This window comes from Priestia sp. 40, assembly GCF_049368575.1.
GTDB lineage: Bacteria > Bacillota > Bacilli > Bacillales > Bacillaceae_H > Priestia > Priestia zanthoxyli.
In genome coordinates this window covers 188,457-214,684 of record NZ_JBMPZA010000005.1, presented here as the reverse complement: position 1 = coordinate 214,684, position 26,228 = coordinate 188,457, and the positions used below count along the sequence as shown (strand labels likewise).

General features: G+C 35.6%; 32 protein-coding genes and 1 pseudogene. 26 read left to right on the top strand and 7 right to left on the bottom strand.

Features of this window, described 5'->3' with window-relative positions:
* Positions 1–150: 150 nt before the first annotated feature.
* Entirely contained in the window at positions 151–1,608 is a 1,458-nt protein-coding gene (locus ACO1DI_RS02075) for a S8 family serine peptidase (protein WP_423145017.1), read from the top strand.
* A gap of 93 nt (positions 1,609–1,701) precedes the next feature.
* Here the strand turns inward: ACO1DI_RS02075 and ACO1DI_RS02070 are convergent, their stop codons facing one another.
* Positions 1,702–2,526 carry a hypothetical protein gene (locus ACO1DI_RS02070; protein WP_042992002.1) on the bottom strand — a complete coding sequence of 275 codons (825 nt, stop codon included), beginning with the start codon at positions 2,524–2,526 and terminating at the stop codon, positions 1,702–1,704.
* A gap of 232 nt (positions 2,527–2,758) precedes the next feature.
* Here ACO1DI_RS02070 and ACO1DI_RS02065 point away from each other — a divergent pair, with 232 nt between their 5' ends.
* On the top strand, positions 2,759–3,085 hold the full coding sequence (locus ACO1DI_RS02065) for an antibiotic biosynthesis monooxygenase family protein (protein WP_014459053.1): 327 nt from the start codon (positions 2,759–2,761) through the stop codon (positions 3,083–3,085).
* Between the two features lie 463 nt (positions 3,086–3,548).
* On the opposite strand, the gene ACO1DI_RS02060 is transcribed toward ACO1DI_RS02065, so the two are convergent.
* Positions 3,549–3,851, bottom strand: a complete 303-nt coding sequence (locus ACO1DI_RS02060) for a hypothetical protein (protein WP_423145016.1) — start codon at positions 3,849–3,851, stop codon at positions 3,549–3,551.
* Positions 3,852–4,099: 248 nt separating this feature from the next.
* On the opposite strand from ACO1DI_RS02060, the gene ACO1DI_RS02055 reads away from it, so the two are divergent.
* The 3 genes from ACO1DI_RS02055 to ACO1DI_RS02045 all read left to right on the top strand — a co-directional run bounded on the left by ACO1DI_RS02055 (position 4,100) and on the right by ACO1DI_RS02045 (position 6,955).
* The gene (locus tag ACO1DI_RS02055) at positions 4,100–5,164 is read left to right on the top strand and encodes a beta-carotene 15,15'-monooxygenase (protein WP_423145015.1); all 1,065 of its coding nucleotides are present in this window, start codon (positions 4,100–4,102) and stop codon (positions 5,162–5,164) included.
* 140 nt (positions 5,165–5,304) lie between these two features.
* Positions 5,305–6,558 (top strand): erythromycin esterase family protein, encoded by a 1,254-nt coding sequence (locus ACO1DI_RS02050; RefSeq protein ID WP_423145014.1) that lies wholly within the window; start codon positions 5,305–5,307, stop codon positions 6,556–6,558.
* A 31-nt stretch (positions 6,559–6,589) separates the two neighbouring features.
* The gene (locus tag ACO1DI_RS02045) at positions 6,590–6,955 is read left to right on the top strand and encodes a cupin domain-containing protein (RefSeq protein ID WP_423145013.1); all 366 of its coding nucleotides are present in this window, start codon (positions 6,590–6,592) and stop codon (positions 6,953–6,955) included.
* 26 nt (positions 6,956–6,981) lie between these two features.
* On the opposite strand, the gene ACO1DI_RS02040 is transcribed toward ACO1DI_RS02045, so the two are convergent.
* On the bottom strand, positions 6,982–7,755 hold the full coding sequence (locus tag ACO1DI_RS02040; RefSeq protein WP_014459057.1) for a Cof-type HAD-IIB family hydrolase: 774 nt from the start codon (positions 7,753–7,755) through the stop codon (positions 6,982–6,984).
* Positions 7,756–7,769: 14 nt separating this feature from the next.
* On the bottom strand, positions 7,770–7,940 hold the full coding sequence (locus tag ACO1DI_RS02035) for a hypothetical protein (RefSeq protein ID WP_014459058.1): 171 nt from the start codon (positions 7,938–7,940) through the stop codon (positions 7,770–7,772).
* 114 nt (positions 7,941–8,054) lie between these two features.
* Between ACO1DI_RS02035 and ACO1DI_RS02030 the strand changes: the two genes are divergently transcribed.
* Positions 8,055–8,498, top strand: coding sequence for a hypothetical protein (locus ACO1DI_RS02030; protein WP_423145242.1), 444 nt, complete (start codon positions 8,055–8,057; stop codon positions 8,496–8,498).
* Positions 8,499–8,553: 55 nt separating this feature from the next.
* Here ACO1DI_RS02030 and ACO1DI_RS02025 read toward each other — a convergent pair whose 3' ends face one another.
* Entirely contained in the window at positions 8,554–8,754 is a 201-nt protein-coding gene (locus ACO1DI_RS02025; protein WP_014459060.1) for a hypothetical protein, read from the bottom strand.
* Positions 8,755–8,923: 169 nt separating this feature from the next.
* Here ACO1DI_RS02025 and ACO1DI_RS02020 point away from each other — a divergent pair, with 169 nt between their 5' ends.
* The 5 genes from ACO1DI_RS02020 to ACO1DI_RS02000 all read left to right on the top strand — a co-directional run bounded on the left by ACO1DI_RS02020 (position 8,924) and on the right by ACO1DI_RS02000 (position 12,028).
* Positions 8,924–9,331, top strand: a complete 408-nt coding sequence (locus ACO1DI_RS02020) for a DUF1878 family protein (RefSeq protein WP_423145012.1) — start codon at positions 8,924–8,926, stop codon at positions 9,329–9,331.
* A 54-nt stretch (positions 9,332–9,385) separates the two neighbouring features.
* Positions 9,386–9,643, top strand: coding sequence for a hypothetical protein (locus tag ACO1DI_RS02015; protein ID WP_098113676.1), 258 nt, complete (start codon positions 9,386–9,388; stop codon positions 9,641–9,643).
* A 142-nt stretch (positions 9,644–9,785) separates the two neighbouring features.
* Entirely contained in the window at positions 9,786–10,319 is a 534-nt protein-coding gene (locus tag ACO1DI_RS02010; protein ID WP_028414648.1) for a sigma-70 family RNA polymerase sigma factor, read from the top strand.
* A gap of 3 nt (positions 10,320–10,322) precedes the next feature.
* Positions 10,323–10,730 (top strand): PadR family transcriptional regulator, encoded by a 408-nt coding sequence (locus tag ACO1DI_RS02005; RefSeq protein ID WP_374733821.1) that lies wholly within the window; start codon positions 10,323–10,325, stop codon positions 10,728–10,730.
* An 8-nt stretch (positions 10,731–10,738) separates the two neighbouring features.
* Positions 10,739–12,028, top strand: a complete 1,290-nt coding sequence (locus ACO1DI_RS02000; RefSeq protein ID WP_014459065.1) for an FtsW/RodA/SpoVE family cell cycle protein — start codon at positions 10,739–10,741, stop codon at positions 12,026–12,028.
* A 786-nt stretch (positions 12,029–12,814) separates the two neighbouring features.
* On the opposite strand, the gene ACO1DI_RS01995 is transcribed toward ACO1DI_RS02000, so the two are convergent.
* Positions 12,815–13,090, bottom strand: coding sequence for a DUF4190 domain-containing protein (locus ACO1DI_RS01995; RefSeq protein WP_014459066.1), 276 nt, complete (start codon positions 13,088–13,090; stop codon positions 12,815–12,817).
* A 287-nt stretch (positions 13,091–13,377) separates the two neighbouring features.
* Here ACO1DI_RS01995 and ACO1DI_RS01990 point away from each other — a divergent pair, with 287 nt between their 5' ends.
* The 9 genes from ACO1DI_RS01990 (at position 13,378) to ACO1DI_RS01950 (ending at position 17,740) form a co-directional block, all read left to right on the top strand.
* On the top strand, positions 13,378–13,668 hold the full coding sequence (locus ACO1DI_RS01990) for a hypothetical protein (protein WP_014459067.1): 291 nt from the start codon (positions 13,378–13,380) through the stop codon (positions 13,666–13,668).
* 21 nt (positions 13,669–13,689) lie between these two features.
* Positions 13,690–13,953 (top strand): membrane protein oxaA 2, encoded by a 264-nt coding sequence (locus ACO1DI_RS01985; RefSeq protein ID WP_014459068.1) that lies wholly within the window; start codon positions 13,690–13,692, stop codon positions 13,951–13,953.
* Entirely contained in the window at positions 13,950–14,459 is a 510-nt protein-coding gene (locus ACO1DI_RS01980) for a YidC/Oxa1 family membrane protein insertase (RefSeq protein ID WP_226555573.1), read from the top strand. The genes ACO1DI_RS01985 and ACO1DI_RS01980 overlap by 4 nt, the downstream gene beginning before the upstream one ends.
* Positions 14,460–14,514: 55 nt before the next feature.
* Complete coding sequence (locus ACO1DI_RS01975) at positions 14,515–14,754, top strand: hypothetical protein (RefSeq protein WP_115654479.1); 240 nt, start codon at positions 14,515–14,517, stop codon at positions 14,752–14,754.
* Between the two features lie 275 nt (positions 14,755–15,029).
* Positions 15,030–15,881, top strand: coding sequence for an ABC transporter ATP-binding protein (locus tag ACO1DI_RS01970; protein WP_098999188.1), 852 nt, complete (start codon positions 15,030–15,032; stop codon positions 15,879–15,881).
* Positions 15,882–16,535, top strand: coding sequence for an ABC-2 transporter permease (locus ACO1DI_RS01965; RefSeq protein WP_115654478.1), 654 nt, complete (start codon positions 15,882–15,884; stop codon positions 16,533–16,535).
* A gap of 240 nt (positions 16,536–16,775) precedes the next feature.
* On the top strand, positions 16,776–17,081 hold the full coding sequence (locus ACO1DI_RS01960) for a hypothetical protein (RefSeq protein WP_423145011.1): 306 nt from the start codon (positions 16,776–16,778) through the stop codon (positions 17,079–17,081).
* 166 nt (positions 17,082–17,247) lie between these two features.
* Positions 17,248–17,433: a hypothetical protein gene (locus tag ACO1DI_RS01955; RefSeq protein WP_182421048.1), complete on the top strand. Its 186-nt coding sequence runs from the start codon at positions 17,248–17,250 to the stop codon at positions 17,431–17,433.
* Between the two features lie 97 nt (positions 17,434–17,530).
* Entirely contained in the window at positions 17,531–17,740 is a 210-nt protein-coding gene (locus ACO1DI_RS01950; RefSeq protein ID WP_014459075.1) for a hypothetical protein, read from the top strand.
* 476 nt (positions 17,741–18,216) lie between these two features.
* Here the strand turns inward: ACO1DI_RS01950 and ACO1DI_RS01945 are convergent, their stop codons facing one another.
* Positions 18,217–19,404, bottom strand: a complete 1,188-nt coding sequence (locus tag ACO1DI_RS01945; protein ID WP_423145010.1) for an ROK family protein — start codon at positions 19,402–19,404, stop codon at positions 18,217–18,219.
* A gap of 235 nt (positions 19,405–19,639) precedes the next feature.
* Between ACO1DI_RS01945 and uxaC the strand changes: the two genes are divergently transcribed.
* The 6 genes and pseudogenes from uxaC to larC all read left to right on the top strand — a co-directional run bounded on the left by uxaC (position 19,640) and on the right by larC (position 26,196).
* On the top strand, positions 19,640–21,043 hold the full coding sequence (gene uxaC, locus ACO1DI_RS01940) for a glucuronate isomerase (RefSeq protein ID WP_098326112.1): 1,404 nt from the start codon (positions 19,640–19,642) through the stop codon (positions 21,041–21,043).
* Between the two features lie 70 nt (positions 21,044–21,113).
* Entirely contained in the window at positions 21,114–22,412 is a 1,299-nt protein-coding gene (locus ACO1DI_RS01935) for a lactate racemase domain-containing protein (RefSeq protein ID WP_098326111.1), read from the top strand.
* Positions 22,396–23,166 (top strand): SDR family oxidoreductase, encoded by a 771-nt coding sequence (locus tag ACO1DI_RS01930; RefSeq protein ID WP_423145009.1) that lies wholly within the window; start codon positions 22,396–22,398, stop codon positions 23,164–23,166. Before ACO1DI_RS01935 ends, ACO1DI_RS01930 begins: the two co-directional genes overlap by 17 nt.
* 30 nt (positions 23,167–23,196) lie before the next feature.
* Positions 23,197–24,006, top strand: a complete 810-nt coding sequence (gene larE, locus ACO1DI_RS01925) for an ATP-dependent sacrificial sulfur transferase LarE (protein ID WP_414185330.1) — start codon at positions 23,197–23,199, stop codon at positions 24,004–24,006.
* A gap of 47 nt (positions 24,007–24,053) precedes the next feature.
* Positions 24,054–24,824 carry a nickel pincer cofactor biosynthesis protein LarB gene (gene larB, locus ACO1DI_RS01920; RefSeq protein WP_423145008.1) on the top strand — a complete coding sequence of 257 codons (771 nt, stop codon included), beginning with the start codon at positions 24,054–24,056 and terminating at the stop codon, positions 24,822–24,824.
* Positions 24,805–26,196: pseudogene (gene larC, locus ACO1DI_RS01915) on the top strand (nickel pincer cofactor biosynthesis protein LarC). Before larB ends, larC begins: the two are co-directional and overlap by 20 nt.
* Positions 26,197–26,228 lie beyond the last annotated feature (32 nt).

Sequence of the window (26,228 nt, the reverse complement as noted above, 5' to 3'; positions counted from 1 at the left end):
TCTTTTAAAACCCTTATTTTGGTTATTGTTTGTGAAATATAACCCCATTGTTATTCTGAATAATTGTAATCTATTAGAAAAACTTGGAATTTGAAAGAGTATGTAATAAGATAGTATATGATAAATATTTCCATATATAGGAGGAGACATATGCAAAAGAAAATTCTACATACGGTGCTTTCACTTGCAGTAGGAGCAGGAATGTTTGCCGTTGGCGGAGTTCCTACTCAAGCTAAGAGTCAAGATCAAAAGATAAGTAACACATACACAATTGCTTTTAAAAATGGATTACCAGATAATTATCAAGAAGTTATCCAAAAAGCAGGTGGGAAAGTCACCAAAGCTCTGCCTGAGGTAGGAGGAATAGAAGCTCAATCTGAACAGGCTTCTTTTCTTAACAATTTAAAAGGTAATTCTTCAATCGAAGCTGCCAACAGGGAAATTCCTCTAAGCTTGGACAAAACAGCATATAGTCCTTACAACTATCAGTCTAGTATTATCAGCTCACAGGATGCAGAGAATTATTGGGACTCTCAGTGGGATATTCAACGAGTGACAAATGGCGGAAAATCTTATGATGTAGAAACAGGCGGATATAAAAATAAAGACGGTAGTACAACTCATAAAGCAGTGGTGGGAGTTATTGATACGGGTATTGATGAGTCTCATCCTGATTTAAAAAATAATATACTAGGTGGACGTAATCTTGTTCCGGCTGGAATGGATGAATCTGAAACTGGGGATCCCGCAGATATAAAAGATCGCAATGGACACGGTACGCATGTTGCCGGGATCATCGGAGCGAATGGAAAAGTAAAAGGAGTAGGACCAGAACTAGGAATACGTTCTTATCGCGTACTGTACTCAGAGCAAGCTCTTGGAATGCCTACTTGGATTATAGACGGAATTATTGCCGCAACCAATGATAAAGTCGATGTTATTAATATGTCTCTTCGTTTCTATAATAATAACAAAATGACTATCGAAGGAGAAAGCTATAAATCAATCGCTGAAACGCTGCTTTGGAAAAGAGCTATTCAATACGCCGTAAAAAATGGCGTAACGGTCGTAGCCGGTAGCGGAAATGAAAGTTTGAATTTAGATAATAAAAAGGAAGTAAATGACTTTTTAAATACCCTGTATGAACCGTATGGAATAAGTGTCAAAGGTCCTGCAACTGTCGTGCCGGCACAAATGCCAGGAGTGATTAATGTCTCGGCTTCTACAAAATGGTCTACTCAGCAGCTTGCTTTCTACTCTAATTATGGAAACAGTGCTATTGACGTAGCGGCTCCAGGAGGGGATTTTGGAGAGAAATATGCCAAAACCAATGATCCAGCAGCGGCTGATCCAAGCAATTTAATCCTAAGTACATGGCCGACTTATTTAGGGGCTTCCTATGAGTTAAATGCCGGTACTTCCATGGCAACTCCTCAAGTAGCTGGAATTGCAGGAGTTCTTAAAGCCGCTCATCCTGAGTATAAACCCGCTCAAGTAACAGCACGTATTAAGCAAACAGCTTTTGACTATGGAAAAAAAGGACACGACGCTTTATTTGGTTCAGGAGAAGCAAATGCTTATAGAGCGTTAAAAGATATAAAGAACTAGTGCTCGTAATGACTACAGCAAAAAAGTCTCTCTAAAAACTGTTTTTTAGAGAGACTTTTTTGAAAAATTATAATCTTGAGCATTAGTTCTTTCTTAAAACTCACCGGCCTTGGCAATTCCTAAATTCGATTCAAAGTCAGTAATGTACACACAGGCATTCGTATATTTGTCATATGATTTATAGCTAAAGTCTCTGCTTACATTATAATCTCCACTTATAGGTTTATAGGATTGAATCGATTTAATTTGATCGTTGAGAGACAAATCAAAATTATGAGTGGCTTTTTTTAATTGTTCGAGCTGGAGCTTGGTGAAACTATCGCGATGCTTTTGGATTTCGTCTTGCATGAGCTCTATTTTATATTTAGATACGGTGTTGATATGATTAATCGCAGGCCCCATATCTTTTTTTATTTGTGCTTCAGAAGAATGAAAGTGTTTATCATCAAATGAGTCTAACACGTTACTGCTTCCTTCCCAAGTTTTTGTTGCATCTATCATGTCATGCATATTGTTCATTAGCGTAACTTCATAAATAGTCTTACTTGAATTGAATTTTTTATAGGATTTTACATACTCTTTTTCTGTCAAAGTATCTACGTCTTTTGCTAAGTGGGCTATGCTTTCTTTTAGCTCGCTATCACTTTGTGTTTCTATTTTTGACGTACTATTGATAGACGCAGACAGCAAGTTGAAATCGTTTTTATAGCTTTGAAACGTTTTATCTTCTATCTTTCCATCACTATTAATTAAGCGTTCACACTCGTTTTGCAGAAATTTCAGCTCTATGGCCAGCTCTTTCTTTGCCTCGCTTCCATCTATGCTCTCATTGTTTGAACTTGTGTGACTGCACCCCATTAATCCAAGCGCCAAAGCTATCATAATGGTTCCAGTTGTTATCTTGCTTATGTTCCTCATGTTGAAACTCCATTTCTATTTGTTTATTACTTACTTATAAAGACTATATCATATAAATGGAATATTTATCTTTACATGCTATTAAATGTTACATTTTGTATAGGTAAACTTAAAAAAGTATTATAATGGAATTTATAAAAATAGTACTAAAAGAAGATAAAGGTAATAGAAAAATTAATTATGCACTTATACTTTTTTACTGTTAATTTGACTTCTAAAGGAGGAAATCAATATGGGTGGAATCTCTAAAACCCCTGAACCACCTTATTATGCCGTTATTTTTGCTTCTGAAAGAACGGAAGGTGAGAAGGGTTATGGAGTTATGGCAGACAAAATGGTAGAGCTTGCTTCTGCACAAAAAGGCTTTTTAGGAATAGAAAGTGCCAGGGACAAAGATTTAGGCATTACCATTTCATACTGGGATTCTTTAGAATCAATCAAAATGTGGAAAGAAAACTCAGCCCACCGCGCAGCCCAGCACAAAGGGAAAACAGAATGGTATCAAAAGTTTTCGCTTAGAGTTTGTAAAGTGGAAAGACATAGCTTTTTTGAGATGTAAGGCGTATATGGTTGATTGTTTTAAAAAAGGGGAGAAGCCTTTATATTTATAGCTATTATAGGATTTATAGCCGTTTTCATCACTTTATGTTCATTAGAGGCAAAGCTAAGAACGATCCTTAAACAAAATCATAGAGTTATTGAATTACTTGAGAATGAGAAACAGAATAGAGAGTAAGAAAATGTTAATGAGCTCACCGTTTATAATATCATCTCCTGACTTTAGTTACGGGAGATGTTTTATTTTAAGTTTAATATCAAAACAAAAGTTTAGAAGTGCATAAAAAAACCTCAGTAGGAGGTCTAGTTATTACTTTTTAAAAAAAGCACTTATAACAAGCTCATTTACTGTCGCTTGTCATCTAGAGGCTGTGTTAAAAGCTAATTATAAAGTAAAGTTATATTTATCGTTTCACCAGAAAAAATGAGCTGAACTTCTTTATTTCTTACTCGTGACCTTTCATTTAATCACCGTATTTTTTTCTGTACATGAGAAACGTTATTAAATATATAACTGAAATCATCGTCAGAAATATTAGCGTTGAAATGCCAATGCCATCATAAGAACTTTTCCCTTGAAAAGTCCGATAAATGGACTCTATAACTTCTAAAATCAGCATACCTATAACTACCACAAATGCGTATGATTGAGCCTTCGTGCTGATAAACTTCTTCCTTTCATCACCTTTTCGAGAAGATGATGTAACAAAAATCAAAATACCGCAAACTAACAGGATGAATGAATACACAATTCTAACCCAATCCATTCTTACTCCTCCTTGTTAAAAATGTAAAAAGTATTTTACATTATCGTTGTATCATCAGTTCCAAAAATGTCAAACTCTTTTTACATTGTAAATTATTTATATATAAGAATCGCTATAGAAGAGTGGATATCTTTAAATGGATTTTATAACACAAAGTCATGTTATGAAGTGACTTAAATCAACTACACTGCTAAAATGGAAGTAACAGGAATTTTTATGTTTCACTAACTAAAAGTGAGGTGAGTTGTTTGGTTTTTCATAAAAAAACGGTGTCTCTGGTCGCTCTTTTTTTACTGCTGTTAGTAATAAGTTCAAATTACGTGTTGTATCATTCTTCTTTTGGAATTCAGTCTTTGCCTGCTGATCTCAACGGAGTGGTAGTAGGATCTATTTTAGATTTAAGCCTTGTGGCTCCGCTCTTGTTTCTAGCTTGGCAACGTAAGTTCAGCGTAAAATATTTTATTGTATTAATGGCCACAGGTCTTATTGCTGCGCGTTTTATCATTCCAAGTGAATATTTAGCTTCTTTTCAGTCGGTTATGTGGCTAGGCGTTGGCATAGAAGGGGTACTCATTTTCTTTGAACTTTCGCTGCTGTTTATGCTGGCTAAAAACGTACCGCCTATTTTGAAAAGAGTCAAATCAAGCTCTTTACCGCTTTTATTTTCCTTTTCGCGGGCTATAAACGAAAAGTTTCCCAAACAAACGTTTATACACATACTGTGTTCAGAAATGCTGATGTTTTACTATGCGTTTGGAACGTGGAAGAAGCAGCCGAGTACTGAAGGGGATACGTTTACTCTGTATAAACGCTCAAGTTTTATTACATTTCAAATTATGATTATTCACGCGATTGTTATTGAAACATTAGGGCTTCACTGGCTCCTGCACAACACGTCAATCATTCTTTCAGTTGTTTTACTGTTCCTTAATATTTACAGCATTGTTTTCTTTATAGGAGACATTCAAGCATTAAGGCTTAACCCTTTACGAGTGGAAGATGATCGTATATACGTTTCGTTTGGCTTAGCCAAGCGTATGGAAATCTCTTTTAAAGATATTGAAGAAATAATAGAAGACACTCACATCCTCGAACAAAAAATACCTAACACTACGATTGAATTTATTGCACGTGATTTTGAAAAAGTTTATCCAGATCTTTTATTAACACTAAAGTCTCCAGGAGAGGCGACACTTTTTATGGGGATTAAAAAGAAATACAAGCAGGTCGCCATTCGTGTAGATGATCCTCATGCGTTTAAGAAAGTAGTCAAAGAACGTTTGGAGAAAGCTCAGCGAGATGAGTTGATCTAGAATTCTAGAAAGATAAGACCTTATAGAGATATCTATAAGGTCTTTTTGCTGTTGATTAGTTACCGGACATAAATAGTGAAGTGTTAGCTGTATTTTAGTAAAATGGAAGTAATAGGTAATGTAGTGAAGGGGGATAGGGTATGGGAATTTTTTTTAGAGGAAAAGAGAAGTATTTAAACTCTATAGAATGGCTATCTGAAAACTCAATCCATTTAAGCAAACCAACTGAATGTAAGCCGCAAGAGTTTGAATTTCTCCGTCATATCGTAAAAGATAAGAGAGTTGTGTGGTTAGGGGAAAACGGTCATAACATAAGAGAACATAATATGATGAAGTCAAAAATAATAGAATTTCTACATAAAGAAATGAATTTTACCGTACTGGCATTTGAAAGCGGATTAGCTGAATGCTACAGCGCTAATGAGTTAAAGAAAGAGTTTACAGATGAAGACTTTTTAAAAAACGCGATTTATTCTTTATGGGCAACAAAAGAAAATCTGTCTTTGTCTCAGCTAATAAAGAACTCAGATTTAAATTTAATAGGAATAGATAGTAATCCTTCTTCTAATCCAGATCTTTTCATAAAATTTGTTCAGCAGCTGAGTCCCGTAGTGTCTAAAGACGTAATAGAAAAGATAGAATACATTGAAGCAGGCGTATATAAATGGTACTACCAGCTAGGGCAATATAAAGCGAGAAGAAAAAAAGTCCCAGCAGAAATGCTGCATGAGTTTGAAGAGTTTAAAGAAAAAGCAAGCGCAGTAATAGCGGACTTAGAAGCTTATCTACATGAAGAATACGTTTTGTATCTTGAAAATCAAGAGCTTGCATGTAAAGTTAAAATAATTATTCGATGCCTGCAAAATCGCTTATATTTTGTTAACCATATTCACCATAACCACCGAACCTATAAAAAAGTAAGAGAAAAAAGGATGAAAGAAAATCTAGAGTGGGTTTGTCAGGAGTTGTATCCTGACGAAAAAATTATTATTTGGGCCCATAATCTTCATATTTTCAAGCAATACAAAACGTTTACGGGATTTGAACCTCTAGGAGCAATTGTCTCTAATAAAATAAAAAAACAGTCTTATTACTTAGGCTTATTTATGTATGAAGGTGAAATACATACGGATACAGGGCAGCCATACAAAATAGAGAAGCCGCCTAAAAAAAGTCTAGAAGATTACATGCATCAAGTGCAGTCACCGGCGTTATTTACGGATTTCTCACAGCTTGAAAAAAACTCAGACAACAAGTGGATATTCACTAAAACGATCTTTTTAGAAAGCGGTACTATGCCGACTTTATTTGTACCGCGTGATCAGCTAGACGGTGCTTTATTTGTTGAATCTGTTTCTCCGCCCGAGTATCTTAAGCGCAATAAAAATAAATAAAAAATCGTAATGAACCAAGAAGAGGTGCACATTGAAAATCTATACATGCAGTAAAGAAAACGGCAAAAAAGTAGAAAAATATCAGTCGCATTTAGCTACTTACGTAAAAATGATTCAAACAAACGAAGCGGCTACGATTGGCTATATGTATATAGATGGAGAAGGAACGGTAGGACATCACCCAGCGCCTATACCTCAGCTGTTTATCGTAGTCGAAGGTGAAGGATGGGTAACAGGAGGAGATCAAAAACGAGTATCCATTAAACGTGGAGAAGCGGCGATGTGGGAAAAAGGAGAGTGGCATACGTCGAGAAGTGAAGAAGGCATGACGGCCATTGTCATTCAATCCGAGGAGCTACATCCTGAAACATTTATGGAGAGAAAAAAGCACGCTTAGATAAATTATCTAGGCGTACTGCTTTCTTATAAAATGCCAAAATTTTTAAGGGCAAATTCAATTCCGTCTTCACCGGATTTCTTCGTAACAAAATCAGCAGCGCTTTTTAACTTATCAGATCCATTTCCCATCGCAATTCCAAGGCCGGCTAACTCGATCATATCAATATCGTTTTCGCCGTCTCCAAATGCGATAGCTTCGGAGTGATCGATGTTAAAATAGTTTAAGACGTTTAGGATAGCTACCGACTTTGTGATTTCTTCTTGAAGAACACTTACGACAAAAGGATGCCACCTTTTGAACATTAAATGAGGAAATCGCTGTGCATACTGTTCAGCCGTTTTTTCATCAGCGAATAAGCACATTAAATAAATATCTTCATCGTAAATACGCTCACTTATTTGAGGATAATCACTAAGCGATAATGTTTCGTTCAGGGCTTTTAAAATATTTTCATCTTTGACACCGTTCATGCTGAGCTCTTTTGTGTAAAATGAAAGACCGTGATTTTCTGATGCAGCGTATTCAAAAACTTCGCGCACAGCGTGCTTATCCATAGACAGCTTATGAATGATTTCTTCATTATGTACAGTAAACGCTCCGTTTGCGGTAATGAGCGTATCTATACCTAATTCTCTAATTTCTTCACAGAGAGATAAAGGCCTTCCGGTAGCGGCTACGATTTTTAATCCTTTGTGCTTTAAACTTTTTACAATCTCTCGAGTTTTGGTGGAAATCGTCCCGTTTTCGTGATGAGTAAGAGTTCCGTCCACGTCAAAGAATATAATTTTATAGCTCATAGTAATCTCCTTGCTTAAACAGCACGCTCTTTTTTTATATTTACAAGCAGTAGCGAACAGGCAAAAATAGCACCTACATATAAAAACGCCGAAACAACCGGTTTATGTAAAAAAGCAGTATGATTGTATGAAGAGTCATACAAGTAAAGAGCGGCTAGAAATAGAAAAGGCAGTAGTTTTTTCATGTTGTCACCTCCTGGTTTTATTATACATATTTCCCTTGTATTTGTATGTAATCTTAATAAGAGTGATAGAATAATAGTATTTTACATAAGCAAAGAGAAAGAGAAGTGACGAATATGACTGTACATCACTATATAGGATCTCCTTATGAATTGCCTACAGGAAGTTTTGGCACAAAAGAAAAGTTGATTACAATCTATGAAAAAGAAGAAGATGCGTACGGTATTAGTGTTAATCGTTTAACTGACGGGCATAGCGACATCAAGCATGTATTCACCTTGCCTTATGTATACGAATTATCTTGTGATCCACATCCTAAATCAATAAGAGAGCTGTTTACTTATATTGAAGAACAGCTGATAGAGGGCTGTCACATTGAATTATATTCATGCTTAGACGGTGATGAAGCGACAGAAAAAGATTCTAGTTTAGACATGAGTATTAACTTGAAAACCTTGTATTTCGGAAAGCATTATAAATTAGATAGAAAGAAGTACATCGATGAATTAGGGGAAGTGTTTGCATTTGAAGATAAACAATTCGTAGTGGTGGTGAAATGACTGGGTAGGCCTATAGTCTTCTAATAAGACTATAGGGTAAGCTGTAGATTTCTATTTACAAAAAAGGTTTGATATACGGAAGACTCAAACCAAAATAAATAAAGCACGACATCAGTAAGTAACAGCCAATCACACTTCTTCTAACAGGTTTAGAAGCTTTCTTCAACCAGCCCCAGTGCTTATCGTCATAGTCAAAGATAAAGTAATCTAAAATCACAGATAACGTGATAATAGCAGCAATTATTAATAGACCCATATGTATCCTCGCTTTCGATTTATGAAATTATTCCCATTTATAACAATATACCTTATTATTCCATTCATTACAAAGTCATACTTCTATAAACGGTTTATTGATACTACTATATTATGGTAAAATTCACAGAGTGTAGTAGGATCATTTTCTAAAGAAAGGTGTGAAGAAGTTGGATGTCGTAAAAGAAGTGAAGCTATTAAAATATCAAATGAGTCTTATGAAGCACATGATTAACGCAGAGGAACATCCTTTTTTTATGTTTGCGATTGATCATGAATTTGAAGAAAATCAAGTGAAGGCATTCTTGAAGATACTAGGTGTGTTTAGCTGCCGAATATATGGTGAAGACATTTCCGTATGGTATCAAAATGATCAGCTATTCTCTCAATTTAATCTTCCGTTGGATAAACTATATGCGTCAGAACAACCAACTTTAGAGGAATTAAAATCGGTTGTTGCTAAGATCTTTTATCAGGAATTTGAACTAGAATATTTATTGTGCAGTTTAAAGAAGCAGTGTATTCAAATGGAAGTGTGTGACTTTTTCTTGCAGCGTTTAAAAACAGATTTGAAATAATAATTTAAGCTGTTTTAAACAGAGAGATTTCAAATAGAAAGAAGGCTAATTGGAGTGGCACGAATCATTAACTTTTGGTCATTTATTTTGTCGTTACTGTGGGTTGGTTTATTTTTCTTTGCTTTTAATCACCCTTCATTATTAAATATAAATTTTTGTGTAGCGATTATTCTATTTTTCACCGGCATCGCAGGGTTCTTTGGAATAAACAATTGGGTATCGGCTGTGAGAAGTATTTTGACAGTAGTAATTAGTGCTGGATTAACTCTAGTGACGGGATTTATTATCTTCATCGGCAATCTTTTTTCATAGCATGTACATAAAAGTACTACTAAAGGTTCTCGTGTAGAGAACCTTTTTTTCGTGCAGATGCAATTATCTAGAAAATAAAAATAAAAATATAAAAACCTTTTTATAAAACGCTTCGTCTAAGAACAAGAAAGGAGAGGCAGAAGTGAAAGAACTAACCGTAGAATGGATACACGTGCAAGACAAAGAACTAGTGATAGATGAAATTATGGATCGATATGGACAGGAAATCTTGCAGCTGGCTTACTCATATGTAAACAGCGTAGCGGTTGCGGAGGATTTGACGCAGGAGATTTTTATTAAATGCTACAAAAATCTTTACAAGTACAGCGGTAGATCCAAGTTTCGGACGTGGTTATGGCAAATCGCAATTAACCACTGTAAAGACTTTTTAAAAAGCTGGTACAACAAAAACATTATACCGGCGACAGACTATTTTCCAAATCATATAAGTGAAAAAGAAAACATAGAGGAAGCTGTTATTCAACACGAAGAAGACCACGAGCTGATGTCAGCTGTTATGAAGCTGCCTACCAAATATAAAGAAGTGATTTACCTCTTTTACTATGAAGAATTGTTAATTAAAGACATTGCGCTCGTAACCAAAACCGGAACGAATACAGTAAAAACAAGACTGAGGCGTGCAAAATCACTTTTAAAAGAAATGCTGGAGGAATGAGTCATGGATAAACGTCTTAAAAATCTTAGAAAAACAATGAATCGTGAAGTGTTTGCTCAGCTAAAATTTACGGAAAGTCATAAGAAAAGCATTCGAGAAAAAATAAAGCAAGAGACTCATAGCGACGAAGAAATTCTGATTGCTATGATGCAGCTGCTTGTGCAGGAGAAAACGGGCTATGAGTTAGTCAGCTTACTGCAAAGCCGAGGAATTTTAAATTTCAAAGAAAACGAAGGGTCTTTATATGTCATCCTGCATCGACTAGAGCTAAAAGGTGTATTGACGAGCAGCTGGCAAGAAGACGGAGCAAAGTTTTATCAATTAAATAAAAAGGGGCGCAGGCTACTTAAAAAAGTGGCAGAGCAGCCATTATCTAACCACATAAGTTTTAAAGAAATACTAGAGGGGTGAAGGAGTATATGGGTGAACAAAGAAATTCATTTTTAGAACAAGTGCAATCGCAAATTAAATCAAAAGAAGCCAGGGCATTTGTTTCCATGGAATTGCATCATCATTTAAACGAAGTGAAAAACTATTGGCTGCAAAAAGGGATAAGCGAAGACCAAGCAGAAGCCAAGGCTGTTACTCAAATGGGAAATCCCATCAGCATTGGTCAAAGTCTTAACCGTATTCATCGACCGAAAGTAGACTGGATGACCTTAATTTTATTTGTAGCTGCTCTTCTTTTAGGGTTTCTGCCACTGCTGTCCCAAGGGTATATGAATGATAATCATTTTTCTATGTATAAGGCTATCTTTGTAGTTTTAGGTGGGGTTTTAGCTCTTGGCATGATGTTGATAGACTATAGAAAGATGGCCAATAAAGGATGGATGTTCTATTTATTAGGTACTGCACTCTTATTGTTCCTCACAAGGCATTTTAACACCGTCGTAGACGGTCAAGCTGTTTTTAAGTTAGGGCCTTTAAAAATGGAAGGTTTAATGGCCATTCCTTTTTTCCTTATGGCATGGGGAGGGTTCTTTCAAAGCGATCGCTTTAAAATGTGGAAATTTATTCTTTTGTTCATTCTGTCATCGTATTTCTTTTTACAATTCAGCCTTACAACGCTCTTTATATATGTAGCCATGACCTTTACGATGATCTGGTGGAGTAAGCTAAATAAAAAGAAAATAGCCATTGTCCTAGGAACTGGCTTTGCGTTAGTCGCTGCTTGGGGCATAATTGGATGGATGACCGTTGCTTATTATCAGAAGTATAGAGTTCTTTCATTTTTAAATCCCTATAACGCTGAATATTTAACATCCAAATTTGGACTCTTAGAAATACATCATCTATTTGTGGGTGCAGGGTGGTTTGGCAAGCATTCATTTGCGGATCAATTCATCCCTGAGGCTCATACTAACTTCGTCTTCTTAAGTTTTACGTATTATTACGGATGGTTATTTGCAGCAATTCTTATTGTGGTTCTTTGTTTAGTTGCTCTGAGAATTATATTTATTGCCCGAAATCTAAACGATACGTACAGCAAGCTTTTACTAGCAGGAGTTGTAATGGTCTATACTGTACAGCTAGTTGGGAACGTAGGAATGATTGCCGGATTCTTTCCTATGACAAATATGTCTTTACCGTTTATTAGCTATGGATTGATGCCGATCTTGTTAAATGCTTTCTTAATTGGAATTGTGTTGAGTATTTATAGACGTAAGGATTTAATGGTTACAAACACCTTACATGGTAATCAGCAATAGAGTATAGATCGTGAGACTTTAAGATCTGTTGCTTTTATGAGCAAATAATTCACTTCATAAAAACAAGTAAAACAAACGCTGACATCCAATTGTCAGCGTTTGTTTTATATCTAGAGCGGTTATAGGTTCTTTAATTCTTTGAGGTAGTTTCTCGGTTTTCATATATTTTCTCGATAATTTTATACGTAACACCAGTTAAAACAGACAGAATTAGCACCTTTCCTATAAGGTTAAGACCATAGTTATATTTTAGATAGTCTAATAGTACGGCATATACGAATACGCAGATGCCTAATATGACATGTTTCATAAAGAACTCCTTTATTGTTGACTGAATACGTCTATATTTTAACGTATAGAAGAGGGCTAAATCGTTAGCCCTCTTCTAGGTAAGCTTGTTCAGTGACCAGCTGTTTTTAACTCAGCTATTTACATTTAAAAGAATAGTCATTGGTAATTGGATTATGTATTTCTACTATCGCATCTCCGCCGTTATCATAACATTTTGAGGTGAACGTTTTTATTTCTGTACTATTAAAATAGCTAGAACAGTTAATCAACACAGAGATGACTAGCAGTAAAGTAAGTAGAACAATTATGATTTCTTTTATTCTGGATTCAACGATAGATTTAATTTTGTATTCTCCTTTGCAATTTCGCTTAAGTGTAGTAACGATGATTAAATAAGTAACGTTTACATTTTAGGAGCTTGATTTTCAACTATTTGAAAATCAAGCTTTTATTGTTTTACATAGAAATGTAAATGATTCTATATAAACTACGTTTTTATTCCATTGTCGTCCCGGCAAATACAAACGTAATAATCCCCAATACAAAGAACAGCTGAGAAATCACGCCTACTATACTGCAGATCAGCCCGGCAATCGCGAGTCCTTTGCCGCCTTGATTGGAAGCAGCTATTTCGTTTGATGCTTTTTTGTAGAGGATAATGCCGATAATACCTGTAATAAACCCGAGGATTGGAATAAAAATGGACAGGATACCTAGAGTTAGAGAAACAATAGAGTTGGTGTTTACTTGAGGTTTTGTATTAGTTTCCAATAGTTTCACTCCCTATGAATTATATTTTTTTGATTATACCATAAAAAGGAATAATATCCTTTTTACTAATAAAAGTAGAAATTTTTAGAATTATATGTTTCCCGGTATATTTTCTATACGTCATCTCATCAAACGTATAATGACATGTACAAAAAGAAATTTATTTTTTTGACTCCTATCTATAAGGAAATCGGTTTTGTGGGCTACATTAGATTAAATCTGCTTCATAAAACATTTAACCTAAATTAAGGAAAATATGATACAATAACCCATAAGGATGTGAATAAATGGAATTGTTTATACCGGATGCTTTAGTGTATTTATCATTTGCGATTATGACAGCATTCTTTGTACATGCTGCTATTAAACTAGCTACATTTCAAACAATACATAAGCACGTTTGTCTGCAGCAAAAAGACATGTATCTCATACAAAACGTAAATCTTTTACGTGCTCAGGATCTTATATGCTGCGTGTATCATAAATTTAAATTTATACATTCTGTTCAGAGACAAGAAGCAATAGGTGAACAAGACGATGAAGGTCCTTATTCGCCAGTGTTTTTTTCGTTTAACTAAAAAAATACTGGAGGAATATAGATGTTAAAACATAAAAAGAAGCTTTTCTTTATTGTTGTTTCCATCTTTCTACTTGCCGGATGTGATTCAGCAAACGTGATTCAAAGTTCGCACACTCACTTTTTTGATCACTATTTTATTTATCCTTTTTCACTGCTCATTTTGTTTATAGGAAATACGTGGCTTCATCAAAGCATTGGCTTTTCAATTATGCTTGTGACGGTGGGCGTACGTATGCTGCTGGCGCCTTTAAACGTTCTTCAATATAATATAAAAATCAGCTGAGCAATAAACGTATACAGCCTCAGCTTCAACAGCTAAAAGAGAAGTACAAAAATAAAAATCCTGAGAGTCAGCAGCAATATCAGCGTGAAATGATGGAACTGCTTAAAGAAAATGGAGCTAACCCGCTGATGGGATGCATTCCTTTACTAGTTCAGCTTCCAGTCTTTTCAATCGTGTACTATGCGATTAGACGAATAGATGAGATTAGCGCATCGTCCTTTTTATGGCTAGATTTAGGGCACTCGGATCCGTATTTTATTCTTCCGATCGTTGCAGCGGTGGCTACGTACTTACAGGGAAGAGTTATGCAAACAGGCGTAGAAGGAATGAATTTATCCCTCGCACTGCTAGCCCAAATTCTTTCGCCTGTCATGGTCCTTTCTTTTGGGATATTTTCACCGTCAGGTCTCGTCTTGTATTGGATGACGGGCAGTTTGTTTATGATCTTTCAATCTCTTGTATTAAAGAAGATTTTTCGAGAAAAGGCAGTGCTTGAAGCAAAATAAAGAAATTAAAAGGTTGCTTTGCTTGGAGCAGCCTTTTAATGAAAGGAGGGGTACAGTGAAGAAATACATCATTTCATTCGGCGTAACGCTTGGAACGATAGCACTTTTATTTTTCATCGGAAATACCTTTCATATTTCGTTGCTTTCAGTTCAGTGGATTTATGTAAATGAACCGGAAAATTTTCAAATGGAAGCAAAAGGCGGTTTAATACCGGTAGCCGTTGGACTTATTCTTGGTTTTATAACAGACTACGTATTAAGTGAAAAAGAAAAAAAGCAGGGTCATCAATTATAGTGAAGAAAAAAGGATCTTTTATAGGAGATCCTTTTTTTATTTGCGCTTTTGATAAGTGGATAGGATAAGAATAGTACAGGCAGATGTTGTCATACATATTACGATTATAAAAAACAAACGAAGGAGTAATAAAGCTTTAGGTTGTCATCGACTTTTTGTAGTTTACTAGCTATAATTGGTAGTGAATAGTCATTTTTGTAAAAAAAAGGTGATATTACGAATCATCATAGCGATTAGATTACACTAACTACTAATAGAGAAAGTGAAGTGAGCAAATGACAAATCTTTTAGAAGTTAGAAACATGGCAAAATCGTTTGGCCAAAATGAGGTTTTAAAAGATGTTTCATTTCATGTACCTCCTGGATCGATTGTAGGATTTATTGGTGATAACGGAGCAGGGAAATCGACGACGTTTAAGGCGGTACTAGGACTGATTTCAAGAGATAGCGGTACGGTCGAAATATTTGGTGAAGACAATTTAAATAAAGATGCGACGATTAAAGAAGACATTGGAGTCGTGTTTGATGCGATTAATCTGCCGGTTTCTTTAACGATAAAACAGTTAAACAACGTTTTTAAGAAACTATTTAAATCTTGGGAAGAAGCTGATTTTCACCGGTTGATTCATTCTTTTTCATTGCCAGAAGATAAAAAAATACATACGTTTTCACGCGGCATGTCGATGAAATTATCTCTAGCGGTAGCGCTGTCTCACGGTGCTAAACTATTGCTGTTAGATGAAGCGACAGGAGGATTGGATCCTTCGTCTAGAGAGCAGATATTAGATGAATTAAAAGCTTTTGTCAGCGATGGGAACAGCGGAATACTGCTTTCATCTCACATTATGAGCGACGTCGAAAAAATCGCGAGCCATCTTGTTGTGATTAAAAACGGTGAAATTTTATTAAATGAAGAAAAAGAGAAAGTGTTTGAGGAGTACGCAATTGCCGTTATGAAGGAAGAACAGCTGAATGTACTTCCTGAAGATGTAGTAGTGGCAAAAAGAACGTATGATACGTCTGCCCGTGTACTCGTATCAGATAAGCATCAGCTGCCAGAAGGAACTGTAACTGAACCGATGTCGATGGAAGAACTAAGCGTGCTTTTAACAAGGAGTGAACGATAAATGAAAGGTCTATTGTTAACGAACTATTACCTCATTCACCGAAGCTTTTTGACTTACACAGCGCTCGCCATAGTTATTTCTGCAGTCATCTTTTATTTTGCTGATCCTTCATTTTATCGTATTATAGCGATGTTAATTATTTTATTAATGGCAATGCCAGCGCTTGAAGTGATCAAACTAGAAAGCAAAACCGGCTATGACAAATACGTGCTTACCCTTCCAATTAGCCGGAAAAATGTGGTGCAGAGCCACTATATTTTTTACTTTTTAATTGTCGTCAGCGGAACCATCCTATCTTATGGTGTTTTCTCAATGTATTCGCTTATTTCCAAGAGTGCCGTAGAGGATATAGTAAATATCGTTTCGTTTGGTACATTTATCGTACTTTTCGCCGGTGCACTTGCTTATCCGCTTCTTTATGTATTCGGGGCAGAGAAATCTGACGGAATAGTACTTGGAGGTGGAATGGGCGGCCTTTTCGTTGCGATTGCTTTACAAGGAGTTGTTGGGTATATAGTTGAAATATTAGCAGCATCCAGCTTACCGATCGCTTCTTCTTTGCATGTTCCTATCTTATATACTCTTTTGGGGATGGTAATGTATATTGCTTCTTACTTTATTGCGCTGTCTATCTACCGGAAGAGAGAATTTTAGTATGAATTGATTTTGAAGTAAAGACTACAAAGCGTTCTTTAAGGCTATTTATCAACAAATAATTCAAACAAAAAAACAGCTAAAACATTTGATAAACTAAGCAAACAAGATCTCAAAAATATAACTGATATTATTGGTGATCAAGCTTAACTTATTAAGGTTTTCACAAAAGTTAATTGTGTCCTCTAGACACATGTATTATAGTAAAAGATGCAGTTTTAAAATGGGAAAGGAGATTATATGGGGAATTTGTTTAAACGTGCTTCAAACGTATCAAAAAACGCTTTTATTGCTACACTGATTTTGTATATCATTATTGTGGCGTCTTTTATTCCGTCAATTGTATTTGCAGGAGCTTTCTTTGCTATAGTAATTAAAATAGCAGCAGCACTTTTAATCTTAGTAACAATCCTAGGAATGATTTATTCGTTCTTCATTAAAGGCGGCCAAAAATTTCTTTTTTTACTGTTACACGCCGCTTCTTTATTGACTGTTTTGTTTAGTATCTCTGCTTTTATGCTCGCTAAAAGCGCTGAGTTGACATAGTGAAGAGGAATTACATATGCAAAAAGGCAGGAGAAATCCTGCCTTTTTTATTTTTGTATGATTTCAAGGTGGTTTGTATTTTCTCGAGAGGCGCCGCTGACTATTTGGCTAAATTTGTTTAGCAAGAAGAAAAGAAGGAAAAGGAAGAAAAAGGAGATGTGATAATTTGGAAATAATCATAGCTATGGCAGCAGGCGTGGGATTTCTTTTCTCTTTTTATCTTTTTTACATTCACCTTGTTATAAGTGAAAGAAGGGGTAAACCTTTGAGTGAAAGTCAAAGTTATATATTGAGAGGAGTAGCTGTAATCGTTCTTTTAGCTAGCTTTATTTTAGGAAATCACTTTTTATAAAAGATGATTGATACATAATGTCGAGTGCATCTCTCAATCTGAAAAAATGCTGCCACTATCAAGCTAAGCGGGTTGAAAAAGAGAGGAGGCTACTAGAATGAAATGGTACAAGCACGCGCTTATTCCTTTAGCTATAGGCCTTTTAAGCTTTGTGTGTTTTATCATTTATAGTAAGGCAGCGGCAAATCCGAGTCTTCAGATGAACCAGTCGCTGTTTATTTCGATTGGTATAGGTATTGGAGCAGTTCCAGTATCCTTTTTTGTAGAGTATCAAAAGAACAAAGAAAATAAAAAGTTTCATAGCTGAGTTGTTTGCCGAATGTCTCTTAGATCTTTAGTTTGTTGAAATGGATGTGATAATCTGTTTATTCTTGTGAAGATTGGTTTGTTTGCCTTCGTTATTTTACTTCACATTTCCTTTCGAAAACTGGTTTTGTATGCCCATAAAAAACAAAAGAAATCCCCAAAAGAAGGGCGAAGGATATTAATAGAAGGAGTTTTGGTTATTTTGATTATCCTGTTATCCATCTTAAATTTTTTGAAGTTTTATTATGGTGATTAAGATATAGAAATAAAAGAATTGCCTCCTAGCAAGTAGGAGGCAATTCTTAATCGCTGTCTAGGTAAGGTAGCTCCGGTTTTAGTTTAAGCTCATACTACAATCATTTTACTTTCTTTCTTAGAAAGGTTGAAAGTCTTAATTAATCTTTTATTTCTTTTTTCGAAGGTAAAAACATTTATCTTTAATTACTCTTACTATACAAGCTGAAATGTAGATGGTACTTATTTTAAAAGGGAGCTTTCTGTTAGCTCGGGATATACCAAGTTTGGCATTGTAATTTCAAGGAAATGCTTAATTACTAATGCGCATGCACCCAATTCATATGCCTTTTTTCCAGTTGAGGAGAGTAATAATTCACGGTAGTGACTTATAGAGGAAGAAAGGTTACTCTTAATTTTTTGTATAGAATCTGGGTATCGAGAAAGTAATTCACTATCGATAATTAAAACTTCAGGATTGTAGATATTAATGACATTATTCAAACCAATTGAAAGGTAATGAATAAAATTCTCCATTTCTTGATGAGTTTCAATATCTTTTCTACTAAGCTCTTCTTCGATTTGCTTAAAAGACATATTAGGTGCTTGTTTCCTTTGGGAAAGGTTCTTTAAAAAGCTTGACTCAGATGCGTATTTCTCCCAGCATCCTTTGTTTCCACAGGCACAAAGCTCTCCATTTGGTTGAACAATCATATGACCAATTTCTCCTGCATAGCCATCATGCCCTTTAGATAATTTGTTGTTTATTAAGATTCCAAGACCTATACCTGAACGAAGCGTTATACATACTAAGTTATCAGATTTATGATGTGTATAAGCTCGTTCAGCAAAAGCTAGCAAATTTGCATTGTTTTCAAGAGAAACATTCACCTTTACTGCTGCTTCTAAGTCCTCTTTTAAAGCAATATTATGCCACTGCAACCTAGGGATGTAGTGAATAATTTCATCAGTGGTAACGAGACCATGTATCGAAATAGCTATACCAATCAGGCCGTATCTAGACATAAGACATTTATCTTTATAGTCATTAATTTTTTTTACTAATATATTAAATATATTTGAGTAATTTGTATCGTGTATTTTGACTTTATCTGAAGAAACTGGATGTCCAAGAAGATTAGAAAGAGTAAATGAGATTTGACCATAATCTAGATCAATTCCTAGTGCATATCCTGCCGTTTCGTTCAAAGATAACATTATAGGCTTTCTTCCAACGTTTGAATAGTCTTGCTGTGTCTCAATAATAATATCTTCTTCAAGTAGATTTGCAACTTGTGCTGAAATAGTAGCTTTTGTTAATGCTGTAACCTTAGACAATTCAGCTCGTGAAATCATTCCTGCCTCTACAATTTTGCTAATAATTAAAGATCGATTTAATTTTTTGATATAAGCTGCATCACCGTTAGGCATAAATATATCCTCCAAATTTTCGTTGACATTGTTTTTTTATTATAGCATCTTCGTGTGGAAAAATATTAATTGTAAAATTTAAAATATTTAATTGACTGAATTTTGTATACATGCTAAATTATTTCTATAATTAATTAGTTTAGTGAACGAACAAATTAATTATAACAGAAAATGAAAGTGTTTACATATCCTTTTAGCCATAAAGTCAATTTTGTTTCCTTAGGAGGAAAATAACATGAAAGAGTTTTTAGCAGACGATTTCTTACTATACACACCTACAGCTGTTGAGTTATATAAATACATTGCTAAAGAAATGCCAATTTTTGATTTTCACTGCCATTTAGACCCAAAAGAGATTTTAGAAAATAAACAATATAAAAATCTTACTCAGCTGTGGTTAGCAGGGGATCATTACAAGTGGCGAACAATGAGAATGAATGGTATAGCTGAGCATTTCATTACGGGAGAAGCTAGTGACTGGGAAAAATTTTTTGCTTGGGCAGAGACGGTTCCCACTTTAATTGGAAATCCGCTGTATCACTGGACTCACATGGAATTAAAGAACTTTTTTGGTATTAATAAAAGGCTTAGTCAAGATACGGCACTTGAAATTTGGAACGAATGCAACGAAAAACTGCAAAGTGCCGAGTTTACACCTCAATCGCTAATTAAGAAATCTAATGTACGATTTATAGGGACTACGGATGATCCGATCTCTACTCTTAAATATCATCAATTGCTAAAGCAAAATTCTACGCTTGAAACAAAAGTTGTTCCAACCTTTCGTCCTGATGGAGCAATGTTTATTGAACGTCCAACTTTCCAGGAGTGGATCAAGAACCTTGAAGACGTAGCTCAAAAACAAGTAACATCTTTGGCATCTTTAATTAAAGCGCTTAAACAGCGAGTTGATTATTTTCATGATAATGGAGGAAGGGCAGCGGATCATGATATTCCTTACATGAAATACCAAGAGGTAACTCTAGCAGAAGCTGAAAGAATTTTTACGAGACGTATGAATGACGAACTTCTTTCACAAGATGAGTTGATTAAGTACCGATCGTTTCTTTTAAAAGAATTAGGAAAAATGTATGCTCGCAAACAGTGGGTAATGCAACTACATATTGGAGCCATGCGAAACAACAACACAAAAATGAAAAACCTTTTAGGGACGGATGCAGGGTTTGATTCGATTGGAGAAGCAGATATTGCACAAGGCTTATCAAAACTTCTTAATACGCTTGATCAAGAAGATGCGCTGCCGAGAGTCGTATTATTTAATTTAAATCCTAAAGACAATCCTGTACTTGCCTCGATGATGGGAAACTTTTATGAAGAGGGTATTCCTGGAAAAATTCAGTTTGGCACCGCTTGGTGGTTTAACGACCATATTGATGGAATGGAGAGACAAATGAAAGATTTTGCTAACGTTGGGTTATTCAGTCACTTTATCGGTATGTTGACAGACTCTCGCAGCTTTCTCTCCTATGAAAGACATGATTATTTTCGTAGAATACTATGCAACTTAATTGGCGAATGGGTAGAGCAAGGAAAGGTTCCCAATGATTCTACAGTTCTGCAAGCGCTGATTGAAAATATCTCTTATTACAATGCAGAGAGATACTTTTTACAACGTTAACATGAATAAAGTTCTTTTTCTTATTACGAATAATTCTAATGTTACAGATTAAAAGAAAGGAGAGAAAAAGATGGGTATTTTGCAAGATTTATTAAAAGATATTCCTATTCCTAAAATGGCTAAGGTACAAGTGGCATTTGATGATACAAGAATTCATGACGTTCAACATGTATTAACGGAAAAATTAAATCAAGAAAACATAAAAAGAAGAATAACACCTGGAATGGAAATTGCCATTGCAGTAGGTAGTAGAGGGCTTGATCAAATAGTCGAAATGACAGCTACCACAGTACAATTCTTAAAAGGACTTGGAGCTAATCCTTTTATTGTTCCAAGCATGGGTAGTCATGGCGGAGCAACTGCTGAAGGCCAGCAAGAAGTTTTACGCCATCTTGGAATAACCGAAGAGAGTGTACAATGTGAGATTCGTTCTTCAATGGAGGTAGTGGAAATTGGACGATTGTCCAATGGATTACCTGTTTTTGTAGATAAGCATGCTTCAAAAGCTGATGGAATTATCGTTGTAAATCGAATAAAACCACATACAGCTTTTCGCGGTCCGGTGGAAAGTGGTCTCATGAAAATGATTAGCATTGGTTTAGGAAAACAAAAAGGGGCCGAAGCTTGCCATCAGCTAGGATTTAAATATATGGCTGAAAACGTTCCTGCAATGGCTAAAGTTATTATGCAAGAACTTCCTGTTCTATTTGGCATTGCTAGTATTGAAAACTCATTTGATAAAGTAGCTGTAATAGAAGTATTGCCGTCTGAACAAATTGAGGATAAAGAGACGAATCTACAAATTATAGCTAAACAGCTTTTACCGAAACTGTACTTTGATGAGCTAGACGTGCTGGTTATTGATGAAATTGGTAAAAATATTAGTGGGGATGGAATGGATCCTAATGTCACAGGACGCTACCCAACTCCATATGCTCACGGCGGACCGGCTGTTAATAAGATGGTTGTTTTGGACTTGACTCCTCAAACAGAAGGAAATGCAAATGGAGTCGGAACTGCAGACTTTACAACTCAAAGATTAGTAGATAAAGCAAACCTAGAATTTATGTACGCCAATGGCTTAACTTCAACAGTTGTGGCGCCTACAAAAATACCTACTACGTTACCTAATGATCGCCAAGCCATTCAGGCAGCTATTAAAACGAGTAATATATTAGACTTTACTCAAGTAAAGATGGTGCGAATTAAAAATACGTTAGAGCTTAGTGAAATTGAGGTTTCTGAGGCATTGCTAAATCATATCCATTCTCACCCTCATATGCAACAAAGTTCAGAGCTGTATTCTATATCATTTAATAAAGAAGGAAATTTTTTGAGAGTGGAGGACAGAAATGAAACAATTATTTGATTTAACTAAAAAAACTGCAGTCGTAATTGGTGGAAATAGTGTTTTAGGTTCATCTATAGCGATAGGACTAGCTAATCATGGAGCAACAGTTGCTATTGTAGGACGTAATCTAGAAAAAGCAGAAGATGTAGTAAAGGAAATAGAACGTAATGGAGGAAAAGCAAAAGCTTTTCAAGCTGATGTCAGTGATCGTGGATCTTTAATTGAAGTAGCTAGTGCTATCGAGAAATGGTCAGGAGGGTGGGATATTCTTCTTAACGCTCCTGGTAAAAATAGTGGAACTCCTTTTTTTGAGTTAGATATGGACGAATGGGATGACATTATGAATGTCAATCTAAGAGGGATTGTACTTACGTGTCAAATTTTTGCTAAAAAAATGATTGAACAAAAAAGAAAAGGCAGTATTATTAACATTTCTTCTGTTTCTTCCACTACTCCGTTATCTAAAGTATTTACGTATTCTGTGTCAAAAGCCGGTCTTAATAGCGTAACGCAATTTTTAGCTAGAGAATTAGCTCCGAACGGTATTCGGGTCAACGCAATTATTCCTGGTTTTTTTCCAGCAGAACAAAATAAAAAATTACTAAGTTCAGAGAGGATAGAGTCAATTATGGGACATACACCTATGAAGCGATTTGGTAAGCCAGAAGAATTACAAGGAGCAGCTGTTTGGCTTTCTTCTGAAGAAGCTTCTAGTTTTGTAACAGGAACCCTAATACGGGTGGATGGTGGATTTGGAAGCATGACAATTTAAAAGCATTGTCAAAGACGGGAGGATAAGAACATGTTGGGCAAAAAATACGAGATTTTAACTTCTATTCTTCGAGATATGGAATCAGTTGTTGTAGCTTTCTCCGGAGGAGTAGATAGCACTTTCTTATTAAAAGTGGCTGTTGAAACATTAGGAAATGAAAATGTGATTGCAGTAACTGCAGATTCGGAGACCTATCCATCAAGTGAACTAGAAGAAGCCAAGGTGCTAGCAAGGCAAATTGGGGTAAGGCATCAGATCATTGAGACATCAGAATTAGCTATTCCAGGCTATTCGGAAAACAACAAAAATAGATGTTATTTTTGTAAAAGTAGCTTATTTGATCATCTGAAGCCAATTATTGAAGAATATCAATTTAAAACGATTGTATATGGTGCTATAGCAGATGATATGAACGAACACCGACCTGGCATGAAGGCTGCAAAGGAAAAGGGAATACGAGGACCTTTACTAGAGGCTAATTTGTTTAAAAAAGAAATTAGAGAGTTATCTCAGCAATTAGAGTTACCAACTTGGAATAAGCCTTCATTTGCTTGCTTATCTTCTAGAATTGCTTACGGGGAGTATATTACGAAAGAAAAATTAACCAAAGTAGAAAAAGCAGAAGCCTATTTAAAAGAGCTAGGTGTTGGTCAAGTGAGAGTTCGAACCCATAAAGAGATTGCTAGAATTGAAGTGGAACCTCAGGATATGACCTTTATTATGGAAAGAAACAGCATCATTACTAAGAAATTGAAGGGACTAGGCTATAAATATATTACATTAGATTTGGCTGGTTATCAAAGTGGTAGTATGAATCAGGCTTTATCCAAAGTGGAGTAGTGACACTAAACTTCACTGAATAAACAATCTAAGGTGTGTGACGAACAATGATAAAAGAAATTTTGAAACAAGTTCAGCAAGGGAAACTAACTGTGGCAGATGCTGAAAAAGAGTTAGCTACATATGAGGATTTAGGTTTTGCTAAGGTAGATTATCATCGAAAAAAACGTCAAGGTTTTTCAGAAGTAGTATTTGGTGAAGGGAAAACAGCCGAACAAATCATTTCTATTATTAAAGCGCTTCAACTGAAAGATAAGTCGGTGCTTGTGACGCGAATATCAAAAGAAAAAGCAAATCAAGTGCTTGAAGCATGCCCAAGTTTTGCATACAACGAGGTAGCAAAAATTCTCTTTTGGAAGGACTCGGATCAGGATTCTTTTTTTGAAGGATATATTGCCATTGTTTGTGCAGGAACCTCTGACTTGCCTGTGGCAGAAGAAGCTGCAGTAACTGCAGAAATACTCGGGTGTAAAGTTCGCCGTATTTATGATGTAGGAGTAGCTGGTATTCATCGACTCTTAAATAATATTGAAGAGATTCAAAATGCTGCTGTGACAGTGGTAGTAGCTGGTATGGAAGGAGCTCTTCCAAGCGTTGTTGGTGGATTGGTTTCCCATCCGGTCATTGCTGTACCTACTAGCATTGGTTATGGAGCAAATTTTAACGGATTATCAGCTTTATTAACTATGCTAAATTCATGTTCTTCCGGAATTAGCGTAGTTAATATTGATAATGGGTTCGGCGCTGCTTACAACGCTGCTTTGATTCACCGATTAATTCAAAAAGGAGCTAAACATAATGAGAACGCTTTATCTTGACTGCTTTTCAGGCATTAGTGGTGATATGTTCATTGGTGCACTTATTGATGCTGGAGGAGATTCAACTCTTTTAGAAGAGGAGCTTCAAAAACTAAATATTTCTGAAGAGTATAAATTGAGCTGGAGAAAAGTTGTGAAAAATGGAATCTCTAGTACGAAGTTTGATGTAGAACTATCGGAAATAGCTGATCACAAGTATGATGATGGACATCAACATAATCATAAACATGAAGATGTCGACCACAATCACGAACATGAGCATAGCGACCATCATCACAAGCATGAACATAGCGATCATCACGAACACAGCCATCACCATGGTCATCGTGCTTACCAAGATATTGTAAAGCTAATCGACGGAAGTCAATTATCTCAAAAAGTGAAAGAAACTTCGTTAAACATTTTTAGAAAAATTGGGGAAGCTGAAGGTCTTATTCACGGTATTTCGTTAGAAAAAGTACACTTTCACGAAGTCGGAGCTGTAGACTCGATTATAGATATTGTAGGAGCTTCTATTTTAATAAACAAACTAGAAATTCAAAAAATAAAATCATCACCTGTTTGTGTAGGTGCTGGTAAAGTACATATTGATCATGGGATTTATCCAATCCCTGCACCTGCTACTTTAGAAATATTAAAAGGTGTTCCTCTTCAGCAAAGCAATATAAAAAGCGAGTTAACCACGCCTACAGGTGCAGCTATTGTATCAGTGCTTTCAGAAGAATTCTGTACAGTCCCTTCTATGACAGTACAATCAGTGGGGTATGGAGCAGGAACAAAAGATTTTGAAAAACATCCTAATGTGCTCCGAGTAATCATTGGTGAGGAAAATTGAAAGTCTGAAGTATCATATCGCAAAGTAAACAAGAACTAAAAGAAAGGAGAGACTATTTTGTCTTCACACATTCCTCCTAACTTGGAGCACATCGATCGTAAAATGATAAAAATGGAAGTGAATCTTGACGATATTTCTGGCGAATTACTGGGATATATTATGGACTTGCTTTTAGAGTCCGGAGCCAACGACGTCTTTTACACGCCTATTTATATGAAAAAAAATAGGCCGGGGGTTTTGCTTCAGCTGCTTTGTGCAGAAGCGTATGTAGATAAAATAAAGGAGATTTTATTTCAGGAAACAACAACTTTGGGAATTCGCTATTATCCATTGTCGGTTCATCGGCTGGAACGAGAATTCCATAAAGTAGAAACCGAATGGGGAAGCGTTACAGTAAAAACCGGACTTATGAAAGGTGAAGTTGTACAAAGGGCACCAGAATTTGAAGATTGTAAGTTCATTGCTGAGACTTACAGCGTTCCTTTAAAAAAAGTATATGAACAAGTATGGCAAGAGTTGAAGAAAAGAGAAAATTGATGCTTTAAGTTTGTGGGCTACTAACTTAAAAA